The following is a 24,382-nucleotide window of genomic DNA, read 5'->3' as shown; positions in this document are numbered from 1 at the left end:
TTGTGGTGTCAAGGATGTATGTAGGAAAACCAACGTGAACTATTTGGGCATAAAAAAACCGAGCGAGAGCTCGGCTTGTTGGGGAGGAGGCTTAGAAGTCCATGATCACTTGTTTAACAAGGCCAACGATTGTGCAGTTTTCTCCGCACTCAATAGGCTTGTAATGTGGATTTAATGGCACTAAATAACGGTAAGGCCAGTCCACAACAAGCTTTTTAAGTGTGGCTTCATGGCCTCCATCAAGGTATGCAACAACGATTTTCCCATTAAGGGCTTCGATGTCCATGATGTCAGGCTCAACGATGATTATTGAATCTTCAGGGATAGATGGAGCCCCTGACGGGTTAGTCATTGAATCACCACGCACCCGCAGAGCAAAAGCACCGTCAGAAACTAGCGCGGTGGTATATACCCATTCTTTAGCATCGTCAGCCCTTACTCCCGGATCAGTTCTTGTCCAGGAACCGGCTTGAACCCATGAAATTAACGGCACTTCTTTTACACTGAATATCTCGGGTTTCAGATTGAGCTTGGGCTTAGGGTCACCTTTGCCAGATACAAGCCAAAGTGGATCACATTGAAGTGCATTCGCTAAAGACTGTAGGTTTGCTCCGTTCGGTTGGTAGTCATCCTTTTCCCACCCTGTAACCGTGACTCGATTCACACCAGCCATCTCAGCCAGTGCTTGCTGTGTCAGTTTTAACTCTTTCCGCCTTTGGCGGATACGGTCACTCATATTCATCATGTAGGCAATCCTACCACTTTTGCTGTGTAGGATTCTTGACATTGTTATGTTGGATATCCTACATTAAGTCTAAATTAAACCGTCGGAGAACAAACATGAGGAAATCCGAAGTTATTAATTATTTCGGAGGTGTCTGTAAAACCGCGACAGCCCTAGGAATCAAGCATCCTTCAGTATCCGAATGGCCTGAGATTATTCCAGAAGTTAGGGCGTATCAGGTTGAGAAAATCACCAACGGACTTTTGAAGTTTGATCAGTCGCTTTATCAAAATTCTACTGATTCAGCCGCCTAGCCGTAACTACCAAGGAAAATTCAAGATGGTAGAGCAAAGTCTCAAAGAAGTTGTGAAAGCAATGTGTAAGGCATACCCCGGCGGGCGTGAGGCTATGGCTGGCGCTCTTGGTATGACCGTCACGCAGTTTAATAACAACCTGTATGAGAAAAACGGGTGCCGGTTCTTCGAAGTCGCTGAACTTGAGGCGATGGAAGATATTTCAGATACCGCCGAACTGGCTGATTACTTCGCAAAGCGACGCGGAGCATTGCTGGTGGAGGTCCCCAAGTTTGAAGAACTCGATCGGGTCGAATTATTCAATAAAGCCATGAAAACAGCCGCCATGCGTGGGCATGTGGATCAGGTCATCAATCTTGCCCTTGAAGATGGGGTCATTGATGAAGCCGAAGCTGATGAAATCAGGTTTTACCACAGAAAGCATCTTGCCGCCCGAGAGGAAGAAGTGAATTCCATCCTTGCCGTCTTTGGTCGACGAAAACCAAAGCGAGAGTAACTCCTTACAGGCTCACCATGTAATCAGGAGGGCCGATGTATCAGGAACAAAATTTCCACGTGACTATGCCCACGGTTTTTGCTCGTGAGGACGCCCCGTGGATTAAAGAGCAGTTATCAACGCTCCCGGCAGGTATGCGGGAAAAAATCGCGATTGCGTATGCGCAGGCGTACCAGGAAGCGTTCGACGCTGAACCTGTGTCATTCCGGCAGCAGAACGCAGCACGGCGGAATGCTAATCGCCGATTGCGAGAGTTTTGCACGAGGTATACCCCGGCAGTCAGGGGATATACGTCACCCCCACCCAGGGTATGAATTTTTAAATCTGGTTTGGGGGAAAGGGGGCGGTGTTGGGTTTTAGCCCGAAGGGCTGGAACAGCTTTACCAGAAGAGATCGATCTAACAGATAGATCACTGTATGGGGTTAAACCGTCGATTGGAAATCCAGACGTTTAGCCATCCAAAAGGAGATTTAAATGATTTATTCAGAAGCTAACGAAAAATGGGCTCCAGTCCCAGTAGAGCTTTATTCCAAAGCTTACGAAGTCAGCAATCTTGGCCGGGTGCGCAGCATTCCACGTCTGGCTAATTCTGAATATTTTATTCGGCACATCCACGGTGGCTTTCTCAAAGGCCGGATGCGTAAAGACGGGACCAAAACCGTTGTGCTTTCGGTACAGCGTCAGCGTCAAAAGTTTGTAATCGCCGATCTGGTTGCGAAAGCATTTGGGGAGGTATCAGCCAATGCTTAACATCCAGCCGCGTGAGAAACAGATCGTCGCACTCAACATGTTGCGCAGCGCATGGAAGGGAAATAATTCTTTCATGCTCTATGCACCTGTTGGTTTTGGCAAAACTGCCATTGCAGCGCTGATCACTGACGGATTTGTAAGTCGTCAGATGCGTGTAATGTTTGTTGCGCCTTACACCGTTCTGCTGGACCAAACAGCAACGCGTTTCATGGAATATGGCCTTCCTGGCGAAGAGATCAGTTATGTCTGGCGTGATCATCCGTCGTACAACCCAAACGCGCTCATTCAGATTGCGAGCGCTGATACGCTTATTCGACGTGAATTTCCTGACAATATCGAACTGCTGATCGTTGATGAAGCACACCTGAAGCGCAAAAAGCTTCTGGAAGTTATCGACAACCTAACCCGTAACACTTCAACGAAGGTGATCGGCCTTTCTGGAACACCTTTCGCTAAATTCTTGGGCAATTACTATCAGCGTCTGATTAAGCCAACGACGATGAAAGAGCTGATCGCTATTGGCGCTCTTAGTAAATATGAGTTTTACGCACCGTCACACCCCGATCTTTCAGGTGTTGAAACGTCCTATGTCGCTGGTTATGGGAGTGATTACAAAGAAGGCCAACTCAGTAAAGTTATGAGTGAAGCCAAACTGGTCGGCGACATCGTAAAAAACTGGCTTGAGAATGGAGAAGACCGGCCGACGATTTGTTTCTGCGTGGATGTTGCTCATGCGAACTATGTGACCATGGAATTTTCGCGTGCCGGTGTAGCGGTTGAAGTCATGACTGCCAGCACACCACACGACGAACGCCAGCTGACCATCCGCCGATTTGAGCAGGGTATTACCAAAATCATCATTAACGTTGGTGTACTAGTAGCCGGATTTGATAGCGACGTCCGCTGCATCATTTTTGCCCGTCCAACCAAAAGCGAAATGCGCTGGATTCAGACGCTGGGCCGTGGTTTACGTGCGGCCCCTGGCAAAGACTACTGCCTGATCTTCGATCACAGCGGGACGGTCAATAAACTTGGCTACCCCGATGATATTGAATATGACTATCTCCCGTCGTCTTCAGACGGAATGGAAGATGCCCCGCAGCGAGTTGTAAAAGCTGACGAGCCGGAAAAACTGCCGAAAGAGTGCAGTCAATGCCATTACGTAAAACCTGCCGGAATTTACATCTGTCCGAAGTGTGGTTTTAAACCACTGGCTGGGGAAGACGTTGAAACCGATAAATCCCGTGGACTGACGAAGGTCAGCAAAGCGGAAGTCAAATTCACCAGTGAGCAGAAGCAATCCTGGTGGTCACAGATTCTTTTTTATCAGCGCACCCGAGCAACGCAGGGCCGACCTGTAAGTGACGGTTGGTGTGCTCATACCTATCGACAGAAATTCGGTGTCTGGCCGCGCGGACTTCACCACACGCCAAAAGAGATCACACCTGAAGTCAGCAATTACATCAAATCCAAGCAAATCGCCTTTGCAAAAGGCAAAAACAAACAGGGAGAGCAAGCCGCATGAATACCAAACAAGCCGCCATTGGCCGCTGGTCTGAAATTTTCGAGTATTACGGCCTGCCTGGCATTACTGGTAAAAATCATTTCAAGGGAGAGTGTCCGTTATGCGGTCGCAAGGGCAAATTCCGGTGTGACAACAAGAACGGCACCGGGTCATTCATTTGTGTATGTGGTTCCGGCGACGGATGGACCCTGCTGACTGGCGCAACGGGCAAAGAGTTTAAGGTTCTCGCTTCGGAAGTGGACAAGCTTATCGGCAATGAGTACACCGCTGCTCGCTCTGCTGCAAATCCCGTGCGTACATCTCTGGCGCAACAGCGAGAAAGGGTGAGCCGTAAGTTTGCAAAGCTAATTCCGTTACGAGGTACCAACGCTGACAGATATCTGAAGGGAAGGGGAATAAATACGCTTCCTGCTGAAAGCATCAGGTTCTGCGATACGCAGCCAGTCGACGGGAAAAACCTTCAGGCCATCTATGCCCTGGCTACTGATGACCGTGGCGAGCTGTGTTATCTGCACCGCACCCTCCTGGACGGCGACAAGAAAGCAAACACAGGCGGCGCATCTAAAAAGATGATGAAGCTGCAGGAGGATAGTTACCTGGAGTTTGCTAAATCCGTTGCAATTCGCATGTTCCCTACAGCCTCAACGCTTGGCATCGCTGAAGGTATCGAAACCGCGCTGGCGTGCCATCAGATCACCAAATGCAACACCTGGGCAACGATGAACACTGCTTTCATGAAGAAGTTCCGTGTTCCTGCAGGGGTAAAGAATCTCATTATTTTCGCAGACTCCGACGCGAACGGTGCCGGTCACGCAGCTGCATTCGAATGTGCAGCTGCAAACTTACACGCAAAGAACGATTTGGAAAGCGTCTCGGTTCGTTGGCCTGCACAGGGTGACTTTAACGATCTGCTTCTGAATGGTTCAGAAGTATTCGAATGGGTATTTCACAGAGGGATGAAGCAGTGAAGAAACCAGTTAAAACAAAACTGAAGGTTTACAAACCGAAAAAATGCGCTCACTGCGGGGAGACCTTCACACCAGATCGTGACCTGCAAAAGGTCTGCGGTCCTCTGTGCGCTATAGGTCACAACCGTGCGCTCAAAGCCAAAAAGGCAGAGGCCGAAAGAAAGGACAAGCTGAAGATGCGCAAAAAAGCGCTGCAGCCTCGGGGTTATTTTCTTAAGAAGGCTCAGACAGCATTCAATGCATTCATCCGCGAGCGTGACGTGGGCAAAGCTTGCCCATCCTGCGGGGAATATCACCCGCCGATGATCTTTGGCGGTCAATGGGATTGTGGTCACTTCATGAGTGTAGGCGCTCGTCCTGAACTTCGGTTCGAAGAGAAAAATGCCTATCGACAATGCAAGGCCTGTAATGGTGGCGCTGGCCGGTTCACAGCAAAAAATAAGACGGTTCATGCCCGGTACCGAGAAACCTTAATTAATTGGTACGGGCTAGAGCTGGTGGAATGGCTGGAGGGGCCACACGAAGCGAAGAATTACTCAAAAGAAGACCTGGAAGAAATTGCGGCCAAATACCGCCGTAAAACTCGCGAGCTGAAAAACCGGAGCGCTGCATGAATTACCAACTGATCTACTGTGACCCACCCTGGGAATATGGCAACAAAATCAGTAACGGAGCTGCCTGTAATCATTACAGCACAATGAGCATGGAGGAACTTAAGCGTTTACCAATATGGTCACTGGCAGCTGAAAACGCTGTTTTGGCAATGTGGTACACCGGGACACACAACCGGGAAGCAGTAGAGCTGGCGGAATCCTGGGGTTTCCGTGTCAGAACGATGAAAGGGTTTACGTGGGTGAAGCTGAATCAAAATGCCGCTGATCGCTTCAATAAGGCATTGAACACCGGAGAGCTGGTGGACTTTAACGATCTGCTGGAAATGCTGGACCGTGAAACCCGCATGAATGGCGGGAACCATACGCGCAGCAATACAGAAGATGTATTGATTGCAACCCGAGGCGCAGGATTAACCCGCGTCAGCGCATCGGTAAAACAGGTTGTTCATACCTGCCTTGGCGAACATAGCGCGAAGCCGTGGGAAGTAAGGAACCGACTGGAAAAACTTTACGGAGAAGTGAAAAGAATCGAAATATTCGCTCGGGAAGAATGGAAAGGATGGGACCGCTGGGGAAACGAATGCACCAACAGCATTGAAATTATTACAGGACAGATAAAAGAGGTGAACGCCAATGATTAATCCATCTGAAGTTGGGAAAAAAGGCGAAATGATTCGCCTCAGGACTCTCGAAAGTCTCTGGATTCAGGGCAAGCTTCGCATGTGGGGGCGATGGTCTTATATCGGCGGTGGTTCTGGCGGAAATATGTTTAACCAACTGCTCGCGGCAGGGAAAGTTACAAAGACCGCCATCAATGATGCCCTGCGCCGCATGAAAAAAGCCGGTATCAAGAAGCCAGAACTGGAAGCATTCTTCAAAGAGTTACTCGAAAGCAAACATAAAAGTGGTCTGGCGTTCTGCACAGACGAAGAAGCTCTGATCGTTAACTCAGTGCTTTGCAAGGTGCTCATCCAGGCAGACCATAAAAATTTATATTGGTTAATTGAGGATCGTTACATTAAACGCCTCAGTAAAAAAGCGATGGCTCGCGACCTGAACAAAAAACATCCTGAGTGGTGCTTGCGTACTTGTGAGAGCCGAGTTGATGTCTGGCTAAATCTTGCAGAATCGATGCTTTACGCACCAATGTGTGACGCATTCGGAACAAATGACGACAAATTTAGCTTGAAAGTTTGCGCGCAAAGTGCTTAAATTGTGTTATGCTCGGGACGTTAAAGCGAACTGAGCAACAGAACAAAACATAAACCCGCCACTGCTGCGGGTTTTTTATTTTAAGGGCTGCCTTTGGGCGGCCTTTTTTGTTTCCCCTCGTTCTGAGAGGACTCACGGCAATAAGAGGGGGCTAAATGTCCGATCCTGTTTCTGGCACTACGGTAGCGGCTGGTGGTCTGATGGGGGCCAGCATGTTCGGCCTGGCAACCGGCATTGATTATGGTGTGGTGTTTGGCGCATTCGCTGGTGCAGTGTTCTATGTCGCTACGGCGGTTAATATCAGCCGCCTTAAGCTGGTGGGCTACTTCATCACCTCATTCATCTTCGGCGTTATTGGCGCTCCACTTCTTGGCTCTTACTTCTCCAAATGGACGGGGTATAGCGACAGGCCACTTGATGCGCTGGGCGCGGTAATCGTAGCCGCTATTGCGATTAAGCTGCTGACGTTCGTCAACAGCCAGGATTTGGGTAGCCTGTTTGGAATTCTCTCTCGTTTACGTGGAGGAGGGACCAGCAATGGTAACAAGTGATCCGAGTGCAATGGCGAATGCCATCATCTGCGGGGTAATCGTTCTTGCCCTCATGTTTTACCAGCGTGGAGGGGCGAGACATCGTCCACTGATATCGCTGATGGCTTATTTCACGGTGCTGGTTTATGCCAGCGTCCCTTTCCGTTACCTGTTTGGCCTGTATCACGAATCGCACTGGTTTGTGGTGCTTGTGAACGTTCTGATTTGCGCTGCTCTTCTCTGGGCACGGGGAAACATGGCGCGCCTGATTGATGCACTGAGGCACTAATGAACCAATCACAATTTCAGAAGGCGGCTGGTATCAGCGCCGGGTTAGCTGCGCGCTGGTTTCCACATATCGACGCTGCCATGAAGGAATACGGCATCACAGCACCGCTTGACCAGGCCATGTTTATTGCCCAGATGGGGCACGAAAGCACCAGATTTACCCGGCTGGTGGAAAACCTGAATTACGCGGCTGAAAACCTGGTACCGACGTTCGGTAGCCACCGCATCACGCAACAGCAGGCCGCCGCACTTGGCAGAACGGCAACGCAACCGGCAAACCAGAAAGCGATCGCCAATCTGGTATACGGTGGTGAGTGGGGAAAAGAACACCTTGGCAATCAGGTCGCTGGTGATGGCTGGAAATATCGCGGTCGCGGCCTGAAGCAAATCACTGGGCTCAGCAACTATCGCAACTGTGGCCACGCGCTGAAGTTGGACCTTGTAACCCAGCCTGAATTGCTGGAACAGGATGAATATGCTGCGCGCTCCGCTGCATGGTTCTATGTCTCTCACGGATGCCTGCTCCATTCCGGCGACGTGGAGCGCGTGACGCTGCTTATCAACGGCGGCCGTAACGGGCTGGAACAACGGCGCACCCTGTTTAACCTGGCGAAATCTGTGCTGGTGTGAGGTCACTATGGGGTTTGAAACTTTAATTGGTATTGCTGCAGCAGTCATTGCCGCCATCGCTGGCGCTTTCGGCCTGGGCCATATTCGCGGCTCAAGCAAAGCAGAAGCAAAAGCAGATCAGCAGCGTACCGAAGATAACGCAGCGGCAATGGTCGCAGCAGCAGAACGCCGGGTAGAGACAACGAAAGAGGCCAGCAATGTACAGCAGACCGTTAACCATATGCCTGGCGATGATGTTGATCGTGAGCTGCGCACAAACTGGACCCGTAAGGGTTGAGGTAGTGGACACTGCCTGCGATTGGGTTAGACCCATTTACGGCACCGCTCATGACTGGGATGTTCTGGACCGCCAGACGAAGCGCGACATCCTGGCGCATAACAAAGCGTGGCAGGCGAACTGCCAGAAGGTCAGCCCATGAGTTACACGCGATGCACCTTTTGTGGTTCTGGTTTGCACACCCGCGAGAATTGCCCGCATACATGGAACGGCAATGCTCACCGGGAGAATCTGCGCTGTAGCTACTGCGGCGCCACCGGTCACAATTCTAACGCCTGCCCGCACAACGCCAGCAGATCTAACCGTCGTTGTCTTAATGACGATTTCTATGTGGACTGAGGATAAAAAATGTCATCTCCAATCATGAAGTATTTCGCGTATCAGCATCTCCCGTCTCACCTTCAGGAAGTGAGTAAGCCAATCGGTGATCTCGCGGCGCTTATGGACGAAACCCTGCCAGACAGCGCGGAAAAGTCAGCAGGCTTACGCAAACTGCTTGAAGCCAAAGATGCGCTGGTGCGAGCTAAGTTGGGTTAAGGCATTACAGCAGGCATTCCCCGAGTGCCTGTGATAATGTTTTCGGACATATTTTTCAAGGAGCTTTACATGTCCGAATATCTTTTAACCTGGGAATATTATGACCAGGACTGGAATTTGTGTGAGAAAGGAAATTTTGTGATGAGGGTTAATAAAGGTGATTCTTTCTTAGATAGCCTGACTGGTTACACCGAAGCGATGGCTGAAGCCAGAGGTGCAGAAAAGAACAGGGTAGTGGTTAGCCACTGCACAAAAATAAATTAGTCCTGAAACCAACCTATAGCCTCGCAATAGCGGGGCTTTTTATTACCAGAAGAAGGAGAAGAAGCATGTTAACAGTAAAAGTGATGTCGCCGGGCGGCGGCGAAGAGATTCATTGCGGCCTGAGCGTTGGCTTTAATCCCAAACAGCAGAGCATCGCGGTATCTGGAATGGACAAAAATGTTTTCCTTAAACCCGGCGAGGTCGCCTACGTGATGAACCAGAACGGGAAGACGGTATCTCGTTACGAGCATATTTCCCGTCAGGAAGTGCTGCATAACGCGGTGGAATCGTAGCCATTACAAAAAGCTCACCTGCTGGTGGGCTTGATAATGGTTATCCCCTCTGAGGGATAAAGCACTGAATATCCCTTTCAGGGGATAAGTCGGCCTCGCAATTTGCGGGGTTTTTTTATGCGCATCGCACGCGCACATCAAAGAAAGTCTTTCAGCTGTGAGCCTGGGCAAACCGTTAACTTTCGGCGGCTTTGCAGTGCGAAAGGCTCACGTCTAAAAGGGTATTAAAAATGAAAAAACCTTTAAGCCTAAAAGATGCAATGCGCAGCCTTCACGTTATTGAAACCAATGAAGGTATCGAACTACAAAGTGCGGCTGGCACGGCAAAATATGATGCGTGGGGCGCGCGCCGCGAGGTGAATGGTATCCCTGAGTACTTTCCCTCCTCTGTCACGGTAAATAAGCGTCAGCCAGCGCCAGTGGACGATAAGGGTCCATCTGTATCTGATGAACCGCGCGCACCATTAGTACGAGCGATAAAGGTTCGTGTTGAGATAGACACCACAGACGTACAAAAGATTATTTGTGAACTGGATAACAAAATCCGTAACAGCGATGCATTTAAAGTCCTGAAAGCTAGCATGTATCTCTGTGTTGAAGGTGACCAGCGCAAGGTAGCGTTTGAGGCTGACCGATTTAAGGTGAATGAAGCCGCTCAATCAGCCAGCAATAATGAAGAGACGGCCTTCAATGGTGGTCTGGCTTTCTGTGGTTTCCCTGGGGCAATTAGTCATGATGTGGCTAATCCCGCTGATGGCGATAAAGCTACCGCTGAACCAATCAGTTCAATTGCTTCAGCGACTGGCATAGCCACCAAGACGCGACTAACCGACGAGATGCAAGAACTGGTTGTCAAGGCTGTACGCGAAAGCGATCTGTTTACATCCATTCAGACTGCGATAGATGCTCAGGCAGCATCAACCGTTGCTCTGCAACAGGCAGTGAATGATGTAGTTGGCGATGCTATTCGCAACGCACTGAAGCCCGGTGGAATGATTTGGACGAGCTTTCAATCATGCCGGCATTAATCCCACGAGCGTGCCGTAAGCGTGGCTGCCCTGGCACAACCACTGATCGCTCAGGATACTGCGAGAAGCACCGCAATGAAGGCTGGCAACAGCATCAACAGGGAAAGAGTCGCCACGAGCGTGGCTACGGTAGACCGTGGGATATCATGCGTGCGCGCATCCTGAAGCGCGACAACCATTTTTGCCAGAACTGCCTGCGCGGTGGGCGTGTAGTACCTGCAAAGACAGTTGACCACATCAAGGCAAAGGCACACGGCGGTACTGATGATGACTCAAACCTCGAAAGTCTTTGCTGGCCCTGCCACCGCACCAAAACAGGGCGCGAACGAATCAAATGATAATCATTATCATCTCGTTCGGCCATGGGGAGGGGCGGGTCAAATCTCTGGAGCCTGCCACCTAAAGGACCGCCGCCTAGCCTTTCTTCACATCGCCGCAGGTTAGAAAACTTTTTTTGGGGTCACCCAGCCGATGATTAATAGGAGTTTTCGATTATGTCAGGACCGCCGAAAACCCCTACCCATCTGCGTTTGGTGAGGGGTAACCCATCCAAACGACCAATCAACAAAAACGAACCGCAGCCACCTAAAGGGGTCCCCCCAGTTCCCAAGCATTTCGACAAGCAGGGGAAGTACTGGTTTAAGCGGATGGCCGAAGAACTTGATGCCATTGGCGTCATATCTCAGTTGGATGCCAGGGCTCTGGAGTTGCTGGTAGAGGCGTATACGGAATACCGCCATCATTGTGAAACGCTGGATCGGGAAGGTTATACCTATGCGGTATACAGCGATGATGATGCTGATGAAGGGAAAGAACGTGAAATACGCATGATCAAGCCGCATCCGGCAGCCATGATGAAAGCCGACGCCTGGAAGAGGCTGCGAGCCATGCTTGGTGAGTTCGGAATGACGCCTGCCAGTCGAGCTAAGGTAAGTACAAAAACTCCGGGCGAAGTTGATCTTATTACTGAATTTATGAAAGCGAGGGACTAATGGCTAAAGTTGCCGATGGGATACGTTACGCCGAACGCGTCGTTGCCGGTGAAGTTATCACTTGTGAATTTGTCCGCCTCGCCTGCCAGCGTTTTCTTGATGATCTGAAATACGGTGAGGAACGTGGTATCTATTTCAGCGAGCCCCGCGCACAGCACATCCTCAATTTCTATAAATTCGTGCCTCATGTAAAAGGAGCACTGGCAGGCCAGCCGATTGAGTTGATGGACTGGCATATTTTCATTCTGATCAACATATTCGGTTTTGTTATTCCCCTGGTAAATGAAGAAACAGGCGAAGTTGTGCTGCGTAATGATGGCAGTGGCCGTCCTGTGATGGTTCGCAGGTTTCGCACGGCATATAACGAGGTAGCCCGTAAAAACGCCAAGTCGACATTATCCTCTGGCGTTGGTCTCTATATGGCTGGCGCCGATGGTGAGGGCGGGGCAGAGGTTTATTCCGCAGCGACAACGCGGGATCAGGCTCGCATCGTTTTTGAAGATGCGAAAAACATGGTTAAAAAAGCGAAACCCACACTGGGGCGACTGTTTGAGTTCAATAAACTGGCGATTTACCAGGAGCAGACAGCATCCAAGTTTGAGCCGCTTTCTTCTGATGCCAACAATCTGGATGGTCTCAATATCCATTGTGGCATCGTCGACGAACTTCATGCGCATAAAACCCGTGATGTCTGGGACGTTCTGGAAACTGCAACCGGCGCACGATTGCAGTCTCTCCTGTTTGGTATAACGACTGCCGGGTTTAACAAAGAAGGGATTTGTTACGAGCTGCGCGATTATGCCATTAAGGTGCTGCGTGGCTATAACAGCGAAGTGGAAGGCGCGGTGAAGGATGATACCTTTTTCGCCATCATCTTCACCCTGGATAAAGATGATGATCCGTTTGATGAAACGGTCTGGCAAAAGGCTAACCCCGGACTCGGTATCTGTAAGCGCTGGGATGACCTTCGCCGTCTGGCTAAGAAGGCCAAAGAACAGGTTTCCGCCAGGGTTAACTTTTTCACCAAACACATGAATATCTGGGTGACCGCTGAGTCAGCCTGGATGGACATGATTAAGTGGGAAAACTGCGAGTTTATCGCCCCCCGTCATGAGCTGAGAACTTACCCGATGTGGGCTGGCGTGGATCTGGCCCACAAGATTGATATTTGCGCTGCGGTAAAACTCTGGCGGGCAGATAACGGCCATGCGCACGCAGACTTTAAATTCTGGTTACCAGAAGGGCGACTGGAAAAATGTTCCGCTCAAATGGCGCAGATGTATCGCAAATGGGCTGAGCTTGGGAAGCTGGAACTGACCGATGGTGATGTTATTGATCATGCGCAGATTAAAGCAGATTTTCTGGAATGGATTAGCGGCGAAAACCTGAAGGAAACAGGGTTCGACCCCTGGAGCGCAACGCAGTTTAGCCTGGCTCTGGCAGAAGAGGGTGTACCGCTGGTGGAGGTTCCGCAGACGGTCAGAAACTTTTCTGAGTCAATGAAAGAGGTGGAGTCTCTGGTTTATGGCGGGCGTTTTCATCACAGCAATCATCCGGTTATGAACTGGATGATGTCTAACGTCACCGTCAAGCCTGACAAAAACGACAATATTTTTCCGAACAAATCCACGCCAGAAGCGAAAATAGACGGGCCTGCCGCCTTGTTTACCGCAATGAGCCGCATGCTTGTAAACGGCGGCGAACAACAGGACAGCCTCTCTGACCATCTGGAAAGTTACGGCGTCCGTTCATTATAAAGAGGCAGTTATGATCCTGATGATTCTCGCCCCGCTGATCGGGGTGATGGGCGCTATTTTGCTTTCGTTTGGTGTATGGATGATTTATCCGCCAGGAGGTTTAATCAGTGCCGGTATGCTTTGCCTTATCTGGTCATGGCTGGTTTCCCGCACGCTTTCGCTGGCCGGGAAAACATTGCGAGGAGGGACTGACTGATGTTTTTCCCCGGAATGTTCAAAAAAAGTGATGCCCCTGTCACTACTGCGGCAGAACTCGCTGAAGCAGTGGGAATGACTTACGACACCTATACAGGGAAAAGGGTAAGCAGCCAGAAAGCCATGCGGCTTACAGCGGTTTTCGGTTGCATCCGTGTTCTTGCTGAGTCGATGGGCATGCTGCCCTGTAACCTTTACAAGATAACCGGAAACAGTAAACAAAAAGCGACTTCCGAAAGGCTGCATAAATTACTGACGATGAAGCCAAATGATTACATGACCCCCCAGGAGTTCTGGGAACTGGTCATTGTCTGTCTTTGTCTTCGCGGTAATTTTTACGCCTACAAAGTTAAAGCGCTTGGCGAGGTGGTGGAGCTTCTTCCCATTGACCCCGGGTGTGTTGAACCAAAGCTTAACAGCCAGTGGCAGCCGGTTTACCAGGTAACATTCCCCGATGGCTCAACAGATGTGCTTGGGCAGGATGATATCTGGCATGTCAGAACGCTTACCTTTGACGGGCTGGTGGGACTGAACCCTATAGCCTATGCAAGAGAAGCAATATCTCTGGGAATGGCAACAGAGGAACATGGGGCGCGGTTGTTCTCAAATGGCGCGGTTACCTCCGGCGTACTCCGTACTGAACAAACGCTCACTGATGCTGCTTACGCAAGGCTGAAAAAAGATTTTGAGGATCGTCACCTCGGGCTGAGCAACGCGCACCGACCAATGATTCTCGAAATGGGACTGGACTGGAAGTCAATGGCTCTCAATGCGGAAGACAGTCAGTTCCTTGAGACCAGAAAATTCCAGCTGGAGGAAATATGCCGCCTGTTCCGGGTGCCGATGCACATGGTGCAGAACACTGACCGCTCGACGTTTAACAATATTGAAAATCTCGGCATGGGGTTTATCAATTATTCACTCGTTCCGTATATGACCCGTATTGAGCAGCGAATCAACATCGGGCTGGTGAAGGAATCAAAGCAGGGTGTGTACTACGCAAAATTCAATGCCGGCGCATTGCTGCGCGGGGATATGAAGTCGCGATTTGAGGCGTATTCAACAGGCATTAACTGGGGTATTTACTCACCAAATGACTGCCGGGAACTTGAAGAACTTAACCCACGCGCAGGCGGAGATATTTACCTTACGCCAATGAACATGACGACGAAGCCGTCAGACAGCAGCAAGAACAAAACAACCGAGGAACAACATAATGCCGATGACTAAACAGCGGCTGGATATTCCGCTACAGCTAAAGTCTGTCAGCGACAGCGGGGAGTTTGAAGGCTATGGCTCTGTTTTTGGCGTAAAGGACAGCTACGATGATGTTGTTGTGCCAGGCGCTTTTTCGTCCTCCCTTCAGGCATGGAAAGAAAAGAATGCTCTCCCTGCATTACTCTGGCAGCACCGTATGGATGAACCCATCGGTATTTACACTGAGATGAAGGAAGATGAGGTTGGCCTTTATGTTAAAGGCCGGTTACTCATTGATGACGATCCCCTTTCAAAACGCGCACACGCCCACATGAAGGCCGGTTCTTTAACCGGCCTTTCTATTGGTTACATGCTGAAAGACTGGGAGTACGACCGTGTTAAGGGCGTGTTCCTTCTCAAAGAGATCGACCTGTGGGAAGTCAGTCTCGTCACGTTTCCGTCGAACGATGAAGCGCGTGTAAGTGATGTCAAAAGCGCATTTTCCCGCGGAGAAATCCCTTCTCAAAAAAGTATTGAACGAGTCCTGCGCGATGTTGGGCTCTCACGCACCCAGGCTAAAGCATTCATGGCCGGGGGTTATAGCTCACTTTCACAGCGTGATGTTGATGAAGTGAGTACCGCACTGGATGCACTGAAAAACATCAAATTTTAATCAGGAGTTAATTATGTCAGTTGACGTTAAAGACGTAGAGCAGGTCGCGCAGGAACTGCAGGCGAAGTTTGATGCGTTCAAAGAAAAGAACGATAAGCGCCTGGAAGCAGTTGAACAGGAAAAGGGCAAGCTGGCGGGGGAGGTTGAAACCTTAAACGGCAAGTTGTCTGAACTGGATGAGCTTAAATCTGCGCTGGAAGAGGAACTGAAGCAGGTTAAACGTCCAGCCGGTGGTCCTCAGAGCAAAGCCGCAAGCGAACATAAAACCGCTTTCATTGGCTTTATGCGCAAGGGTAAAGATGACGGGCTGCGCGAACTTGAACGCAAAGCTCTGCAGGTAGGTGTGGATGAAGATGGTGGCTATGCCGTGCCGGAAGAGCTGGATCGCACGATCCTTAATCTTCTGAAAGATGAAGTGGTGATGCGCCAGGAGGCGACAACCATCACAGTCGGCGGCGCTAACTATAAAAAACTGGTTAATCTCGGCGGTACGGCTTCCGGCTGGGTTGGTGAAACTGATGCCCGCCCGGAAACCGATGCGTCTAAACTCGGTCAGATTGAGCCGTTCATGGGAGAAATTTACGGTAACCCGCAGGCGACTCAAACCATGCTGGATGATGCCTTTTTCAACGTCGAAGACTGGATCAACAGCGAACTGGCAATTGAGTTTGCAGAGCAGGAAGAAATCGCCTTTACCAGCGGTAACGGGACGAAGAAGCCGAAAGGTTTTCTGGCATACGCTTCCACGCTTGATCCTGACAAGACTCGTGCATTTGGTACTCTCCAGCACATTCTCTCTGGCGCTGCGGCAGGCGTAACGGCTGATGCGATCATCAAACTGGTCTACACGCTGCGTAAAGTGCATCGTAATGGCGCTAAGTTCATGATGAACAACAACAGTCTGTTTGCTATCCGAATCCTGAAAGATTCAGAAGGCAACTACCTGTGGCGTCCTGGTCTGGAACTGGGTCAGCCTTCCTCTCTGGCCGGGTACGGTGTGGCAGAGAACGAACAGATGCCGGATATCGCGGCTGATGCTAAAGCAATTGCATTTGGCAATTTCAAGCGTGGTTACACCATTGTTGACCGCATCGGCACCCGCATTCTTCGTGACCCCTACACCAAAAAACCATTCGTTGGTTTCTACACCACCAAACGAACCGGGGGAATGCTGGTGGATTCTCAGGCCATTAAACTGCTGCAGATCGGCACTGGCGCTTAATTCTCTGGGGCTTCGGCCCCGATTTTTCGAGGTGATTTATGCCTGAATTATTGCGTGAACTTAAGTGGTCCCCAGATGGTTGTATTGTCGAATCCATTCCCGCAGGGGTGTATCCGGACGGTGAGCTACCTGTCCGCGCTGAGGAAATTGCTGCCGAACTAGGCATTATCAAATTTGGTGGTGGCGGTGTTCATGTCCCTGCAGAGCCAGAGCCAGAGCCAGAGCCAGAGCCAGAGCCAGAGCCAGAGCCAGAGCCAGAGCCAGCGGTAACAAAACGCGGGAAAACCAAATGAAGCCATCCATACAAGAGCTTCGCTACCAATGCCGCATCGACAGTGATGACGATGCCGAAGATGTAATGCTGGAACTGTACCTTAATGCCTCTCTGAAACATGCCGAAAAAATTGTTAATCGCCATCTTTATGATGACGCTGTTCCGGAAGATGACCCGGATGGACTGGTAATTGATGACGATGTCAAGCTGGCCCTGATGTTGCTGGTATCGCACTGGTATGAGAACAGAGAGCCAGTAAGTCACGACAGCGTCAATACTATTCCATTCGGTGTTGAGGCGATTCTCAAACAGCACCGCAAAAGACCGGGAACGTAGGAGGGAGTATGCAGGCAGGTCGATTACGCCATCGCGTTACTATCCTGAACTTTACTTCTTTTCGTGATACGACAGGCCAGCCGGTTGAAGAGTGGCGGGAGGGAAAGACCATATGGGCGGAAGTGTTGGGTATCAGCGGCAGGGAGCAGTTGCAATCGGGTGCGGAAACGGCGCAGGCAACGATCCGGGTGTGGGTCCGTTTCCGGCGTGATGTGACTGCTGCGTCAAGATTAAAGGTGCTCACAGGACCATTTAAAGGCGCGGTACTGAATATCATCAGTCCCCCCATACCCGACAGCAAAGCCACCAGGCTGGAAATACTCTGCAAAAATGGAGCGGAAAAGTGATTGATATCAGTCTTGATTTTTCTGGCCTTGAAGCGATTTCCCGTGATCTGGAATTACTGAGCCGCGCCGAAAACAACAAAGTTCTGCGTGATGCCACTCGAGCTGGTGCAGAGGTTCTGAAAGACGAGGTGGTAGAAAGGGCGCCTGAACGAACCGGCAAACTGAAAAAAAACGTGGTGGTGGTGACCCAAAAAAGCCGCCGCCGCGGGGAGATTTCTTCCGGCGTCCATATTCGTGGCGTTAACCCGCGCACCGGAAACAGCGATAACACGATGAAGGCGAATAACCCGAGAAACGCCTTTTACTGGCGATTCGTTGAGCTGGGCACCGCGAACATGCCTGCACATCCGTTTGTGCGACCCGCTTACGATACTCGCGAGGAAGAGGCCGCCAGCGTCGCCATTGCCAGGATGAATCAGGCTATTGATGAGGTATTGAGCAAGTGAATGAAGATAATATCTACGCCTTGCTTTCTTCCCTGGCAGAAGGACGGGTATACCCCTATGTTGCGCCATTAGGTAGTGACGGAAAACCGTCTGTCTCGCCACCCTGGATTATTTTTTCCATCGTCGATGATGTTTCCGCTGACGTGCTGTGCGGCCAGGCAGAGAGCAGGGTTTCCATTCAGGTAGATGTGTATTCCACTACGATCACTGAATCACGCACCCTGAGAGATTTGGCGCTCGCTTCGCTTAAGCCCTTAAACCCTACAGAGGTGGTAAAAATCCCCGGTTACGAGCCAGATTATCGGCTCTACCGTGCCACCCTGGATTTTAAAGTTACCCCCTGACAATTAATTCACCCAACGAACCCGCCTGATGGCGGGTTTTCTTTTTCCAGGAGACAGCTATGTCTGCACTTTATGAAAAATCGCAGCTGACGAAGATCCTTATTTCCTCCCTGCCAGCCACCAAAGAAACGATGGATTCCGCAACCTTCCTCGATCTGAGTTGCACCATCAAAGAAATTCAGTTCACCGGTGGTCAGAAGCAGGATATCGACGTAACAACACTTTGCTCTACCGAGCAGGAGAACATCAACGGCCTGCCTTCTCCGTCAGAAATCTCTCTGTCCGGCAACTTCTACAAGAATCCGGCGCAGGACGCCTTGCGTGATGCGTATGACAACGATACGACCTACGCTTTCCAGGTCATTTTCCCGTCCGGCAAGGGCTTTAAGTTCCTGGCTGAAATCCGCCAGCACACCTGGTCTTCAGGTACCAACGGCGTAGTGGCGGCAACGTTCTCCCTGCGCCTGAAAGGTAAGCCTGAAAACATCGAGTCTGGCTCCTGAGAGGTCTCATGAAGAATATTAAAAATCTCGCCCTGGCAAAGATGTCGGGATTTCGTCATAAGACGGTCGCCGTTCCTGAGTGGGAAGGCGTCAAAGTGGTTCTCCGTGAGCCGTCAGGTGAAGCCTGGCTGCGCTGGCAGGAAGTGGTGAAAGCGGGTGCTGACGATGAAAATGTGTCGGTATCGGAAAAGGCGCACCGTAATCTTTGCGCTGACGTGGTGCTCTTCATTGACGTCCTGTGCGACACCGATAAGCAACCGGTATTCAGCGTAGACGAAGAAGAGCAGGTGCGTGAAATCTACGGCCCCGTCCATTCACGCCTGCTCAAACAGGCTCTTGACCTGATCAACAATGCGGACGAAGCGCGGGAAAAGTCTCAACCCCCGGCGTAAAGTTTCTGATGTCGCTTGCGCTCCGGATGGGGCGCACGCTCTCAGAGCTTCGGCAGAATATGACGGCAAGCGAGCTTCTAATGTGGATTGAGTACGACAGGCAAAGTCCGGTTGGCGATATTCGTGGTGACATTCAGGCAGCTCAGCTCGTCTCTGCCATCTACGGCTCGCAGGGGGCAAAAGTACCGCTGGACGATGCGATCCTGCGATGGGGTGGCGATGAGCAATCAGAACCGAAGGACCCGTTTGCAGGGCTTGAGGCTGCACTTACAGCTGCAACTCAGTGACAAATGAACTGCAAAATAATAGGATTGTTTTTTTATGATTTGGTGAAGGCAATGAAAAAACTAGTCTTATTTGTATTATTTTTTGGTTTCAGTTGTGTTTCAAATGCAACTCAAACACTGGCTCCATTAGAACCAAATGAGTTGCAAAGCTATACGTCTACGATTTGCTCTGATCATGCAAATCCTGAATTGTGTAAAAAGGCTTTTTTTAAATTCATGGGCTATATAAAAACAAACGATGATTACTACTATTTCTGTCAAAAGCAAAAAGAGGCAGGGATGACGATTAATAAAGATTCATGCAATAAATCGGAAGCTCTAAGAGAATTTTTAGACAAGCCATGAGGTTTATATCACAACAAAAAGCCCGTTGATGGGCTTTTTTTTCGCCTGGAGAAAATTGATGGCAACATTACGTGAGTTAATAATCAAAATTTCCGCTAACTCGCAATCATTCCAGACGGAAATTTCCCGCGCCTCACGAATGGGGCAGGATTATTACCGCACTATGCAGAATGGTGGTCGGCAGGCCGCTGCTGCTGCCAGAGAGAGCGAAAGGGCGCTCTCTGATTTGACTGCCGGATTTGCATCTGCTGGAAGGGCTGCCGCCGCAGCTACGGCAGCTTTTGCAACGGGTAAAATTGTGCAGATTGCTGATGAGTGGAACTCCGTAAACGCTCGTCTTAAACAGGCATCATCTTCTGCTGACGATTTTGCCGCTTCACAGCGTCAGTTAATGGAAATCAGCCAAAGAACCGGCACGGCATTTTCAGATAACGCAAACCTTTTTTCCCGAGCAGCTGCCTCAATGCGCGAGTACGGCTATAGCTCTGACGAAGTTCTGAAAATTACCGAAGCTGTCTCTACCGGCCTAAAACTTTCCGGGGCTAACACTCAGGAGGCGAGCTCTGTTATTACTCAGTTCAGCCAGGCGCTCGCACAAGGCGTTCTTCGTGGTGAAGAATTTAATGCCGTTAACGAAGCCGGTGATCGGGTAATCCGCGCTCTGGCTGCGGGAATGGGTGTAGCCCGTAAAGACCTCAAGAGCATGGCTGACCAGGGACAGCTTACGATCGATAAGGTTGTCCCAGCTTTAATGAGCCAGTTAGGAGCATTGCAGGGCGAATTTGCCAGCATGCCACAAACGGTTTCCGGATCCCTTCAAAAAGTAACTAACTCATTCATGGCCTGGGTGGGCGGTGTAAACCAGGCAACCGGTGCTACTGATGCGTTGTCTGGCGGATTGGATAATGTTGCCCAGACGCTTGATTCTTTTACTTCATCAGCAGTGAGCGGCGCGCTGAATGACGTTGCTGACAATATGTCAACAATTACAACAGTCGCTGGGGCGCTTGTTGGTGTTGGGTTGGCAAGATACCTCAGCGGAGTTGTAACCAGCGCCAGTAGCGCAACAGGTGCGCTAATTTCAGCTGCGAAATCAGAGGTTGCCCTTGCTGTCGCGCAGGATAAAGCGGCTCAGTCTGCTGTTGCAGCTTCAAGGGCAGAAGTTTATCGAGCCCAGCAAGCTGTTCAAAGATCGCGAAGTGCAGATGTTCAGGCCGCTCAGCAAGAAAAAATTGCGGCAGCGGAAGCCAAAGTCACAGCAGCTCAAGCCAGGCTGACCACTGCTCTTGCAAGTGGCTCCGCCACAGAAAAAGTCAGGGCCAGAACTGCGCTTGAGCGTGCGCAGGCAGGGCTGGTGGCTGCAAAAAATGCCGACGCTCAGGCTATTGCTGAAAGACGACTGGCTTCTGCGGAGGCAGCCAGAGACAGGAATCTGGCAAATCGCGTCTCCACCCAGCGAAATCTCAACAATGTAACATCAGTTGGTACTCGCCTGATGAGTGGTGCACTTGGTCTCATCGGCGGAATACCGGGTTTGGTCATGTTGGGTGCTGGTGCCTGGTATGCGATGTATCAGAATCAGGAGCAGGCTCGGCGTTCTGCTCAGGAATATGCCAGTCAAATCGACGAGATACGAGAAAAAACTTCCCGCATGTCTTTGTCTGAAACAGACGATAATAGGGGGAGGACTGTTGGTGCTCTGGTAGAGCAAAATCGTCTGATTGATGAGCAAGCCAAAAAGGTTGGTGAGCTGAAGACCCAGATCGATGATTTGAATGCATCGCGTGGAAAACCGGGCATTACCAGCGAGAATGATGCAAATATACTGAGAGCGATAGCTATTGTTACGGATCAACTCGCTGTTGAAGAGGGAAAATTGAATGACATGCGAGATAAATCTCGCGGCATACAGCAGGCTCTCGAAGAAATTGAGCGGCGTCGTAATGATTTAATACGCGAACAAGCCTGGCGACAGAATGCGGTATATCAGTCGATGATCATGATGAATGGTCAGCATACTGAATTTAACCGTCTGCTGGGTCTGGGAAATCAGCTATTAATGGCCCGGCAAGGGCTGGCTAACGTCCCGCTCAGACTCCCTCAGGCCGATCTCAACAAAAAGCAAACCGATGCACTCGAAAAGAGCCGCCGGGATCTGGAGTTGTCACGCCTGAAGGGTGAAGCAAAAGAGCGCCTGCGACTGAGTTATGCAGCCGATGACCTGGGATTAACCAGTGATCCGCAATTCCAGACAGGCCGTCAGGAGTTTATTAATAACGGTCTTGCTGAATGGCGGAATAATGAGGCCAACAAACCTAAGGCGAAGGGCGGTAAAACCGAAGGCGAGAAAACCGAGGATGTGTATAAGCGCCTTATCAAGCAGCAAAAAGAGCAGATTGCCCTGCAAGGCCAGAATACTGAACTGGCGAAGGTTAAATACCAGGTCAGCCAGGGCGAACTTGCTTCTCTGACAGAAGCCCAGAAAAAGACGGTATTGCAGAATGCTGCGCTGATTGACCAGGTTAAATTACGTGAGCAACTGCGAAATTACGAAGCCAACCTTGCTGACAGTAACGCAAGCGCCCGCGCAGCCAATGAAGCGCAACTGCTGGGCTACGGGCAGGGAACCAGGTTTCGTGAAAGACTTCAGGAGCAGTTCAATCTGCGTAAGGAGTTTGAGCAGAAGAATACCGATCTTCTCCGCCAGCGTCAGGCTGGTGAAATCGACGAGACGTTCTATCAGCAGGGGCTGGCACTTAATAAGCGCTACCTCGAAGAGCGCCTGCGCGACCAGGAGGGATATTACGCAGCTTCTGATGCGCAGCGTGACGACTGGATGACGGGACTGTCTGAGGGTTATGCGAACTGGGTGGACGAAGCTACTGATTATTCTTCCATGGCCGCTGACGGCATGAAGCAGGCCATGGGTGGCGCGGTCACCACGATCACCGACATGCTCAATGGCAACGTTGACAGCTGGAAGGACTGGGGCGTGAGCGTACTGAAGATTATCCAGAACGTTCTGGTGAACATGGCTGTTGCTAATGGCGTCAGCTCAATTGGATCACTGTTCAGTTTTGGTGCCTCGTCAGCCGCAACCGCCAGCAGCGGTACCGCTATTCAGAATGCTGGCGCGAACTTTACCTTTAATGCGAAGGGTAATGTTTATGACTCTCCTTCCCTGAGCGCCTACAGCAATGGCGTTTTTCAGACGCCTCAGTTGTTTGCTTTTGCCAAAGGTGCAGGGGTTTTTGCCGAGGCAGGTCCGGAAGCCATTATGCCGCTCACGCGTGCTGCTGATGGGTCGCTGGGCGTTCGGGCAGTCGGTACTCCTCAGGTCTCTGGTGGTGTGCCTTCAGTTAACTTCGGCGATATCAATATTCAGGGCGGATCTCCACAGGCGTCCAGTCAGGGCACTGCCGGAGCAGCAGGCAGGCAGCTTAAGGATGCCATCACTGGCGTCATTAACGAACAGGCCAGCATGCCGGGATCGCCTCTGTGGCGATTAATCAAGGGAGTTTAACCATGGCAGTCGAAACCTTCAGCTGGTGCCCAAAGGTTGCCTCTCAGGTTGATACAAGTTTTCGTAACCGAAAGGCGCAGTTTGGCGATGGCTATACACAGGTGGCCGGGGACGGCATCAACCCGGTAACACCTCAGTGGAGCGTGAGCTTTACCGGCGACGAGGCTTACATTCAGGCCATTAAAAACTTTCTGAACAGACATACAGGATGGAAGTCATTTATCTGGAAGCCGCCGCTTGAGCCTTCAGGTTTATGGCGCGCGGAATCCTTCCAGATATCTACCCACGGCAACAAAAAATACACCCTCAGCAGCACATTCATACAGGCATACCATCCATGAGCATTTCATCTGATGTCCAGAAACTGGAACCGGGTAAGCGCGTCCGCCTGATCGAGGTGGACGGCTCAGCGTTCGGTGCGGGTATTCTTCGCTTTCACAACGAGACAATCCCCCATACCGAGGCGGAAATCATCGCCGCAGGCGGCGACGAGTCAAAACTTGAGCCGAAGTCGGTGTGGTGGCAGGGGCAGGAGTATGGCGCGTGGCCGTATGAACTGACCGGCATATCTGTCAGCAGTGACGGCCAGAGTTCACGGCCGTCTCTCACCGTTGCAAACATCAGCGGCACGATTGGCGCGCTTTGCCGCAGGTTTCAGGGGATGGCTAAAGCAAAGGTGATCATCCATGACACCTTCGCCCATTACCTGGACGCCAGAAACTTCCCTGATGGGAACCCGACTGCGAATCCCAACGAGGAGCGCAAACAGGTTTATTACATCGACCGTAAATCAGGGTCAGACGATGAAACCGTAGAGTTTGAGCTTTCAAGTCCAGCCGATTTGCGAGGGCAACTCATTCCGACCCGGCAAATTCAGCCAATGTGCACGTGGTGCATGCGGGGCTGGTACAAAACCGGGAACGGCTGCACCTACGCCGGGCAAAACGGCTGGTTCGATAAAGACGGCAATCGGGTGGACGATCCTTCACAGGATGTTTGCTCCGGATTGCTGTCAACGGGCTGTAAACCTCGCTTCGGAGAGAATGAACAGCTGGATTATGGCGGGTTCCCCGGCGCTTCACTTCTGAGAGGATAATC

General features: G+C 50.8%; 36 protein-coding genes and 1 pseudogene. 36 read left to right on the top strand and 1 reads right to left on the bottom strand.

Going from position 1 to position 24,382, the window contains the following annotated elements:
* Window positions 1–91: 91 nt before the first annotated feature.
* Window positions 92–745, bottom strand: a complete 654-nt coding sequence (locus DD597_RS08790) for a LexA family transcriptional regulator (RefSeq protein WP_048206680.1) — start codon at window positions 743–745, stop codon at window positions 92–94.
* A 95-nt stretch (window positions 746–840) separates the two neighbouring features.
* Here DD597_RS08790 and DD597_RS08785 point away from each other — a divergent pair, with 95 nt between their 5' ends.
* The 36 genes and pseudogenes from DD597_RS08785 (at window position 841) to DD597_RS08605 (ending at window position 24,380) form a co-directional block, all read left to right on the top strand.
* Window positions 841–1,038, top strand: coding sequence for a Cro/CI family transcriptional regulator (locus tag DD597_RS08785; RefSeq protein WP_064503097.1), 198 nt, complete (start codon window positions 841–843; stop codon window positions 1,036–1,038).
* A 25-nt stretch (window positions 1,039–1,063) separates the two neighbouring features.
* Window positions 1,064–1,534: a YmfL family putative regulatory protein gene (locus tag DD597_RS08780; RefSeq protein ID WP_048206682.1), complete on the top strand. Its 471-nt coding sequence runs from the start codon at window positions 1,064–1,066 to the stop codon at window positions 1,532–1,534.
* A 475-nt stretch (window positions 1,535–2,009) separates the two neighbouring features.
* Complete coding sequence (locus DD597_RS08770; RefSeq protein WP_048206684.1) at window positions 2,010–2,285, top strand: NUMOD4 domain-containing protein; 276 nt, start codon at window positions 2,010–2,012, stop codon at window positions 2,283–2,285.
* Window positions 2,278–3,810, top strand: coding sequence for a DEAD/DEAH box helicase (locus tag DD597_RS08765; protein WP_129256100.1), 1,533 nt, complete (start codon window positions 2,278–2,280; stop codon window positions 3,808–3,810). The genes DD597_RS08770 and DD597_RS08765 overlap by 8 nt, the downstream gene beginning before the upstream one ends.
* Complete coding sequence (locus DD597_RS08760) at window positions 3,807–4,778, top strand: toprim domain-containing protein (protein ID WP_048206686.1); 972 nt, start codon at window positions 3,807–3,809, stop codon at window positions 4,776–4,778. The genes DD597_RS08765 and DD597_RS08760 overlap by 4 nt, the downstream gene beginning before the upstream one ends.
* Complete coding sequence (locus DD597_RS08755; RefSeq protein ID WP_129256099.1) at window positions 4,748–5,392, top strand: recombination protein NinG; 645 nt, start codon at window positions 4,748–4,750, stop codon at window positions 5,390–5,392. The genes DD597_RS08760 and DD597_RS08755 overlap by 31 nt, the downstream gene beginning before the upstream one ends.
* Entirely contained in the window at window positions 5,389–6,033 is a 645-nt protein-coding gene (locus DD597_RS08750; RefSeq protein ID WP_048206688.1) for an MT-A70 family methyltransferase, read from the top strand. Before DD597_RS08755 ends, DD597_RS08750 begins: the two co-directional genes overlap by 4 nt.
* Window positions 6,026–6,604 carry a DUF1133 family protein gene (locus DD597_RS08745; protein WP_048206689.1) on the top strand — a complete coding sequence of 193 codons (579 nt, stop codon included), beginning with the start codon at window positions 6,026–6,028 and terminating at the stop codon, window positions 6,602–6,604. The genes DD597_RS08750 and DD597_RS08745 overlap by 8 nt, the downstream gene beginning before the upstream one ends.
* Window positions 6,605–6,759: 155 nt before the next feature.
* Complete coding sequence (locus DD597_RS08740) at window positions 6,760–7,155, top strand: phage holin family protein (RefSeq protein ID WP_017145563.1); 396 nt, start codon at window positions 6,760–6,762, stop codon at window positions 7,153–7,155.
* Window positions 7,142–7,423 carry a phage holin family protein gene (locus DD597_RS08735; RefSeq protein ID WP_045338888.1) on the top strand — a complete coding sequence of 94 codons (282 nt, stop codon included), beginning with the start codon at window positions 7,142–7,144 and terminating at the stop codon, window positions 7,421–7,423. Before DD597_RS08740 ends, DD597_RS08735 begins: the two co-directional genes overlap by 14 nt.
* Window positions 7,423–8,052: a glycoside hydrolase family 19 protein gene (locus DD597_RS08730; RefSeq protein WP_129256098.1), complete on the top strand. Its 630-nt coding sequence runs from the start codon at window positions 7,423–7,425 to the stop codon at window positions 8,050–8,052. The genes DD597_RS08735 and DD597_RS08730 overlap by 1 nt, the downstream gene beginning before the upstream one ends.
* Window positions 8,053–8,059: 7 nt before the next feature.
* On the top strand, window positions 8,060–8,329 hold the full coding sequence (locus DD597_RS08725; RefSeq protein WP_057060356.1) for a hypothetical protein: 270 nt from the start codon (window positions 8,060–8,062) through the stop codon (window positions 8,327–8,329).
* Window positions 8,330–8,333: 4 nt separating this feature from the next.
* On the top strand, window positions 8,334–8,471 hold the full coding sequence (locus DD597_RS08720) for a hypothetical protein (protein WP_230941248.1): 138 nt from the start codon (window positions 8,334–8,336) through the stop codon (window positions 8,469–8,471).
* 206 nt (window positions 8,472–8,677) lie between these two features.
* Window positions 8,678–8,866, top strand: a complete 189-nt coding sequence (locus DD597_RS08710) for a hypothetical protein (RefSeq protein WP_022648762.1) — start codon at window positions 8,678–8,680, stop codon at window positions 8,864–8,866.
* Window positions 8,867–8,935: 69 nt separating this feature from the next.
* Entirely contained in the window at window positions 8,936–9,130 is a 195-nt protein-coding gene (locus DD597_RS08705; RefSeq protein ID WP_129256096.1) for a hypothetical protein, read from the top strand.
* 65 nt (window positions 9,131–9,195) lie between these two features.
* Window positions 9,196–9,423 carry a hypothetical protein gene (locus tag DD597_RS08700; protein ID WP_057060355.1) on the top strand — a complete coding sequence of 76 codons (228 nt, stop codon included), beginning with the start codon at window positions 9,196–9,198 and terminating at the stop codon, window positions 9,421–9,423.
* Window positions 9,424–9,653: 230 nt separating this feature from the next.
* Window positions 9,654–10,451: a hypothetical protein gene (locus tag DD597_RS08695; RefSeq protein ID WP_242512650.1), complete on the top strand. Its 798-nt coding sequence runs from the start codon at window positions 9,654–9,656 to the stop codon at window positions 10,449–10,451.
* A complete protein-coding gene (locus tag DD597_RS08690; protein WP_071949306.1) occupies window positions 10,439–10,789 on the top strand; it encodes an HNH endonuclease in 351 nt (116 codons plus the stop codon). The genes DD597_RS08695 and DD597_RS08690 overlap by 13 nt, the downstream gene beginning before the upstream one ends.
* A gap of 156 nt (window positions 10,790–10,945) precedes the next feature.
* Entirely contained in the window at window positions 10,946–11,443 is a 498-nt protein-coding gene (locus DD597_RS08685) for a phage terminase small subunit P27 family (RefSeq protein ID WP_129256095.1), read from the top strand.
* A complete protein-coding gene (locus DD597_RS08680) occupies window positions 11,443–13,200 on the top strand; it encodes a terminase large subunit (protein ID WP_129256094.1) in 1,758 nt (585 codons plus the stop codon). Before DD597_RS08685 ends, DD597_RS08680 begins: the two co-directional genes overlap by 1 nt.
* A 10-nt stretch (window positions 13,201–13,210) precedes the next feature.
* Complete coding sequence (locus DD597_RS08675; protein WP_008323320.1) at window positions 13,211–13,396, top strand: hypothetical protein; 186 nt, start codon at window positions 13,211–13,213, stop codon at window positions 13,394–13,396.
* Complete coding sequence (locus DD597_RS08670; protein ID WP_129256093.1) at window positions 13,396–14,625, top strand: phage portal protein; 1,230 nt, start codon at window positions 13,396–13,398, stop codon at window positions 14,623–14,625. Before DD597_RS08675 ends, DD597_RS08670 begins: the two co-directional genes overlap by 1 nt.
* Entirely contained in the window at window positions 14,612–15,265 is a 654-nt protein-coding gene (locus DD597_RS08665; protein ID WP_129256092.1) for an HK97 family phage prohead protease, read from the top strand. Before DD597_RS08670 ends, DD597_RS08665 begins: the two co-directional genes overlap by 14 nt.
* 13 nt (window positions 15,266–15,278) lie before the next feature.
* Entirely contained in the window at window positions 15,279–16,487 is a 1,209-nt protein-coding gene (locus tag DD597_RS08660) for a phage major capsid protein (protein WP_016150485.1), read from the top strand.
* Between the two features lie 38 nt (window positions 16,488–16,525).
* Complete coding sequence (locus DD597_RS24840) at window positions 16,526–16,780, top strand: hypothetical protein (RefSeq protein ID WP_165298115.1); 255 nt, start codon at window positions 16,526–16,528, stop codon at window positions 16,778–16,780.
* Complete coding sequence (locus DD597_RS08655) at window positions 16,777–17,097, top strand: head-tail connector protein (RefSeq protein ID WP_016150483.1); 321 nt, start codon at window positions 16,777–16,779, stop codon at window positions 17,095–17,097. Before DD597_RS24840 ends, DD597_RS08655 begins: the two co-directional genes overlap by 4 nt.
* A gap of 8 nt (window positions 17,098–17,105) precedes the next feature.
* A complete protein-coding gene (locus tag DD597_RS08650) occupies window positions 17,106–17,444 on the top strand; it encodes a phage head closure protein (RefSeq protein WP_104717539.1) in 339 nt (112 codons plus the stop codon).
* Window positions 17,441–17,890, top strand: coding sequence for an HK97-gp10 family putative phage morphogenesis protein (locus DD597_RS08645; RefSeq protein WP_058671167.1), 450 nt, complete (start codon window positions 17,441–17,443; stop codon window positions 17,888–17,890). Before DD597_RS08650 ends, DD597_RS08645 begins: the two co-directional genes overlap by 4 nt.
* A complete protein-coding gene (locus DD597_RS08640) occupies window positions 17,887–18,234 on the top strand; it encodes a DUF3168 domain-containing protein (protein ID WP_045619482.1) in 348 nt (115 codons plus the stop codon). Before DD597_RS08645 ends, DD597_RS08640 begins: the two co-directional genes overlap by 4 nt.
* 59 nt (window positions 18,235–18,293) lie before the next feature.
* A pseudogene (locus DD597_RS08635) lies at window positions 18,294–18,713 on the top strand (phage tail tube protein); the annotation flags it as partial.
* Window positions 18,714–18,745: 32 nt separating this feature from the next.
* Entirely contained in the window at window positions 18,746–19,129 is a 384-nt protein-coding gene (locus tag DD597_RS08630) for a phage tail assembly chaperone (RefSeq protein WP_001549114.1), read from the top strand.
* Window positions 19,130–19,137: 8 nt separating this feature from the next.
* Window positions 19,138–19,416, top strand: coding sequence for a DUF4035 domain-containing protein (locus tag DD597_RS08625; protein ID WP_006809154.1), 279 nt, complete (start codon window positions 19,138–19,140; stop codon window positions 19,414–19,416).
* Between the two features lie 51 nt (window positions 19,417–19,467).
* Window positions 19,468–19,761 carry a hypothetical protein gene (locus DD597_RS08620; protein WP_001549116.1) on the top strand — a complete coding sequence of 98 codons (294 nt, stop codon included), beginning with the start codon at window positions 19,468–19,470 and terminating at the stop codon, window positions 19,759–19,761.
* A gap of 58 nt (window positions 19,762–19,819) precedes the next feature.
* Window positions 19,820–23,284 (top strand): phage tail tape measure protein, encoded by a 3,465-nt coding sequence (locus DD597_RS08615; protein WP_129256091.1) that lies wholly within the window; start codon window positions 19,820–19,822, stop codon window positions 23,282–23,284.
* Between the two features lie 2 nt (window positions 23,285–23,286).
* Window positions 23,287–23,625: a phage tail protein gene (locus tag DD597_RS08610; RefSeq protein WP_129256090.1), complete on the top strand. Its 339-nt coding sequence runs from the start codon at window positions 23,287–23,289 to the stop codon at window positions 23,623–23,625.
* A complete protein-coding gene (locus tag DD597_RS08605) occupies window positions 23,622–24,380 on the top strand; it encodes a phage minor tail protein L (RefSeq protein WP_006809150.1) in 759 nt (252 codons plus the stop codon). The genes DD597_RS08610 and DD597_RS08605 overlap by 4 nt, the downstream gene beginning before the upstream one ends.
* Window positions 24,381–24,382 lie beyond the last annotated feature (2 nt).

This window comes from Enterobacter cloacae complex sp. 677-3DZ2D5B, assembly GCF_004136695.1.
Taxonomy (GTDB): domain Bacteria; phylum Pseudomonadota; class Gammaproteobacteria; order Enterobacterales; family Enterobacteriaceae; genus Enterobacter; species Enterobacter hormaechei_C.
This window is presented reverse-complemented; position numbering and strand designations above follow the sequence as displayed.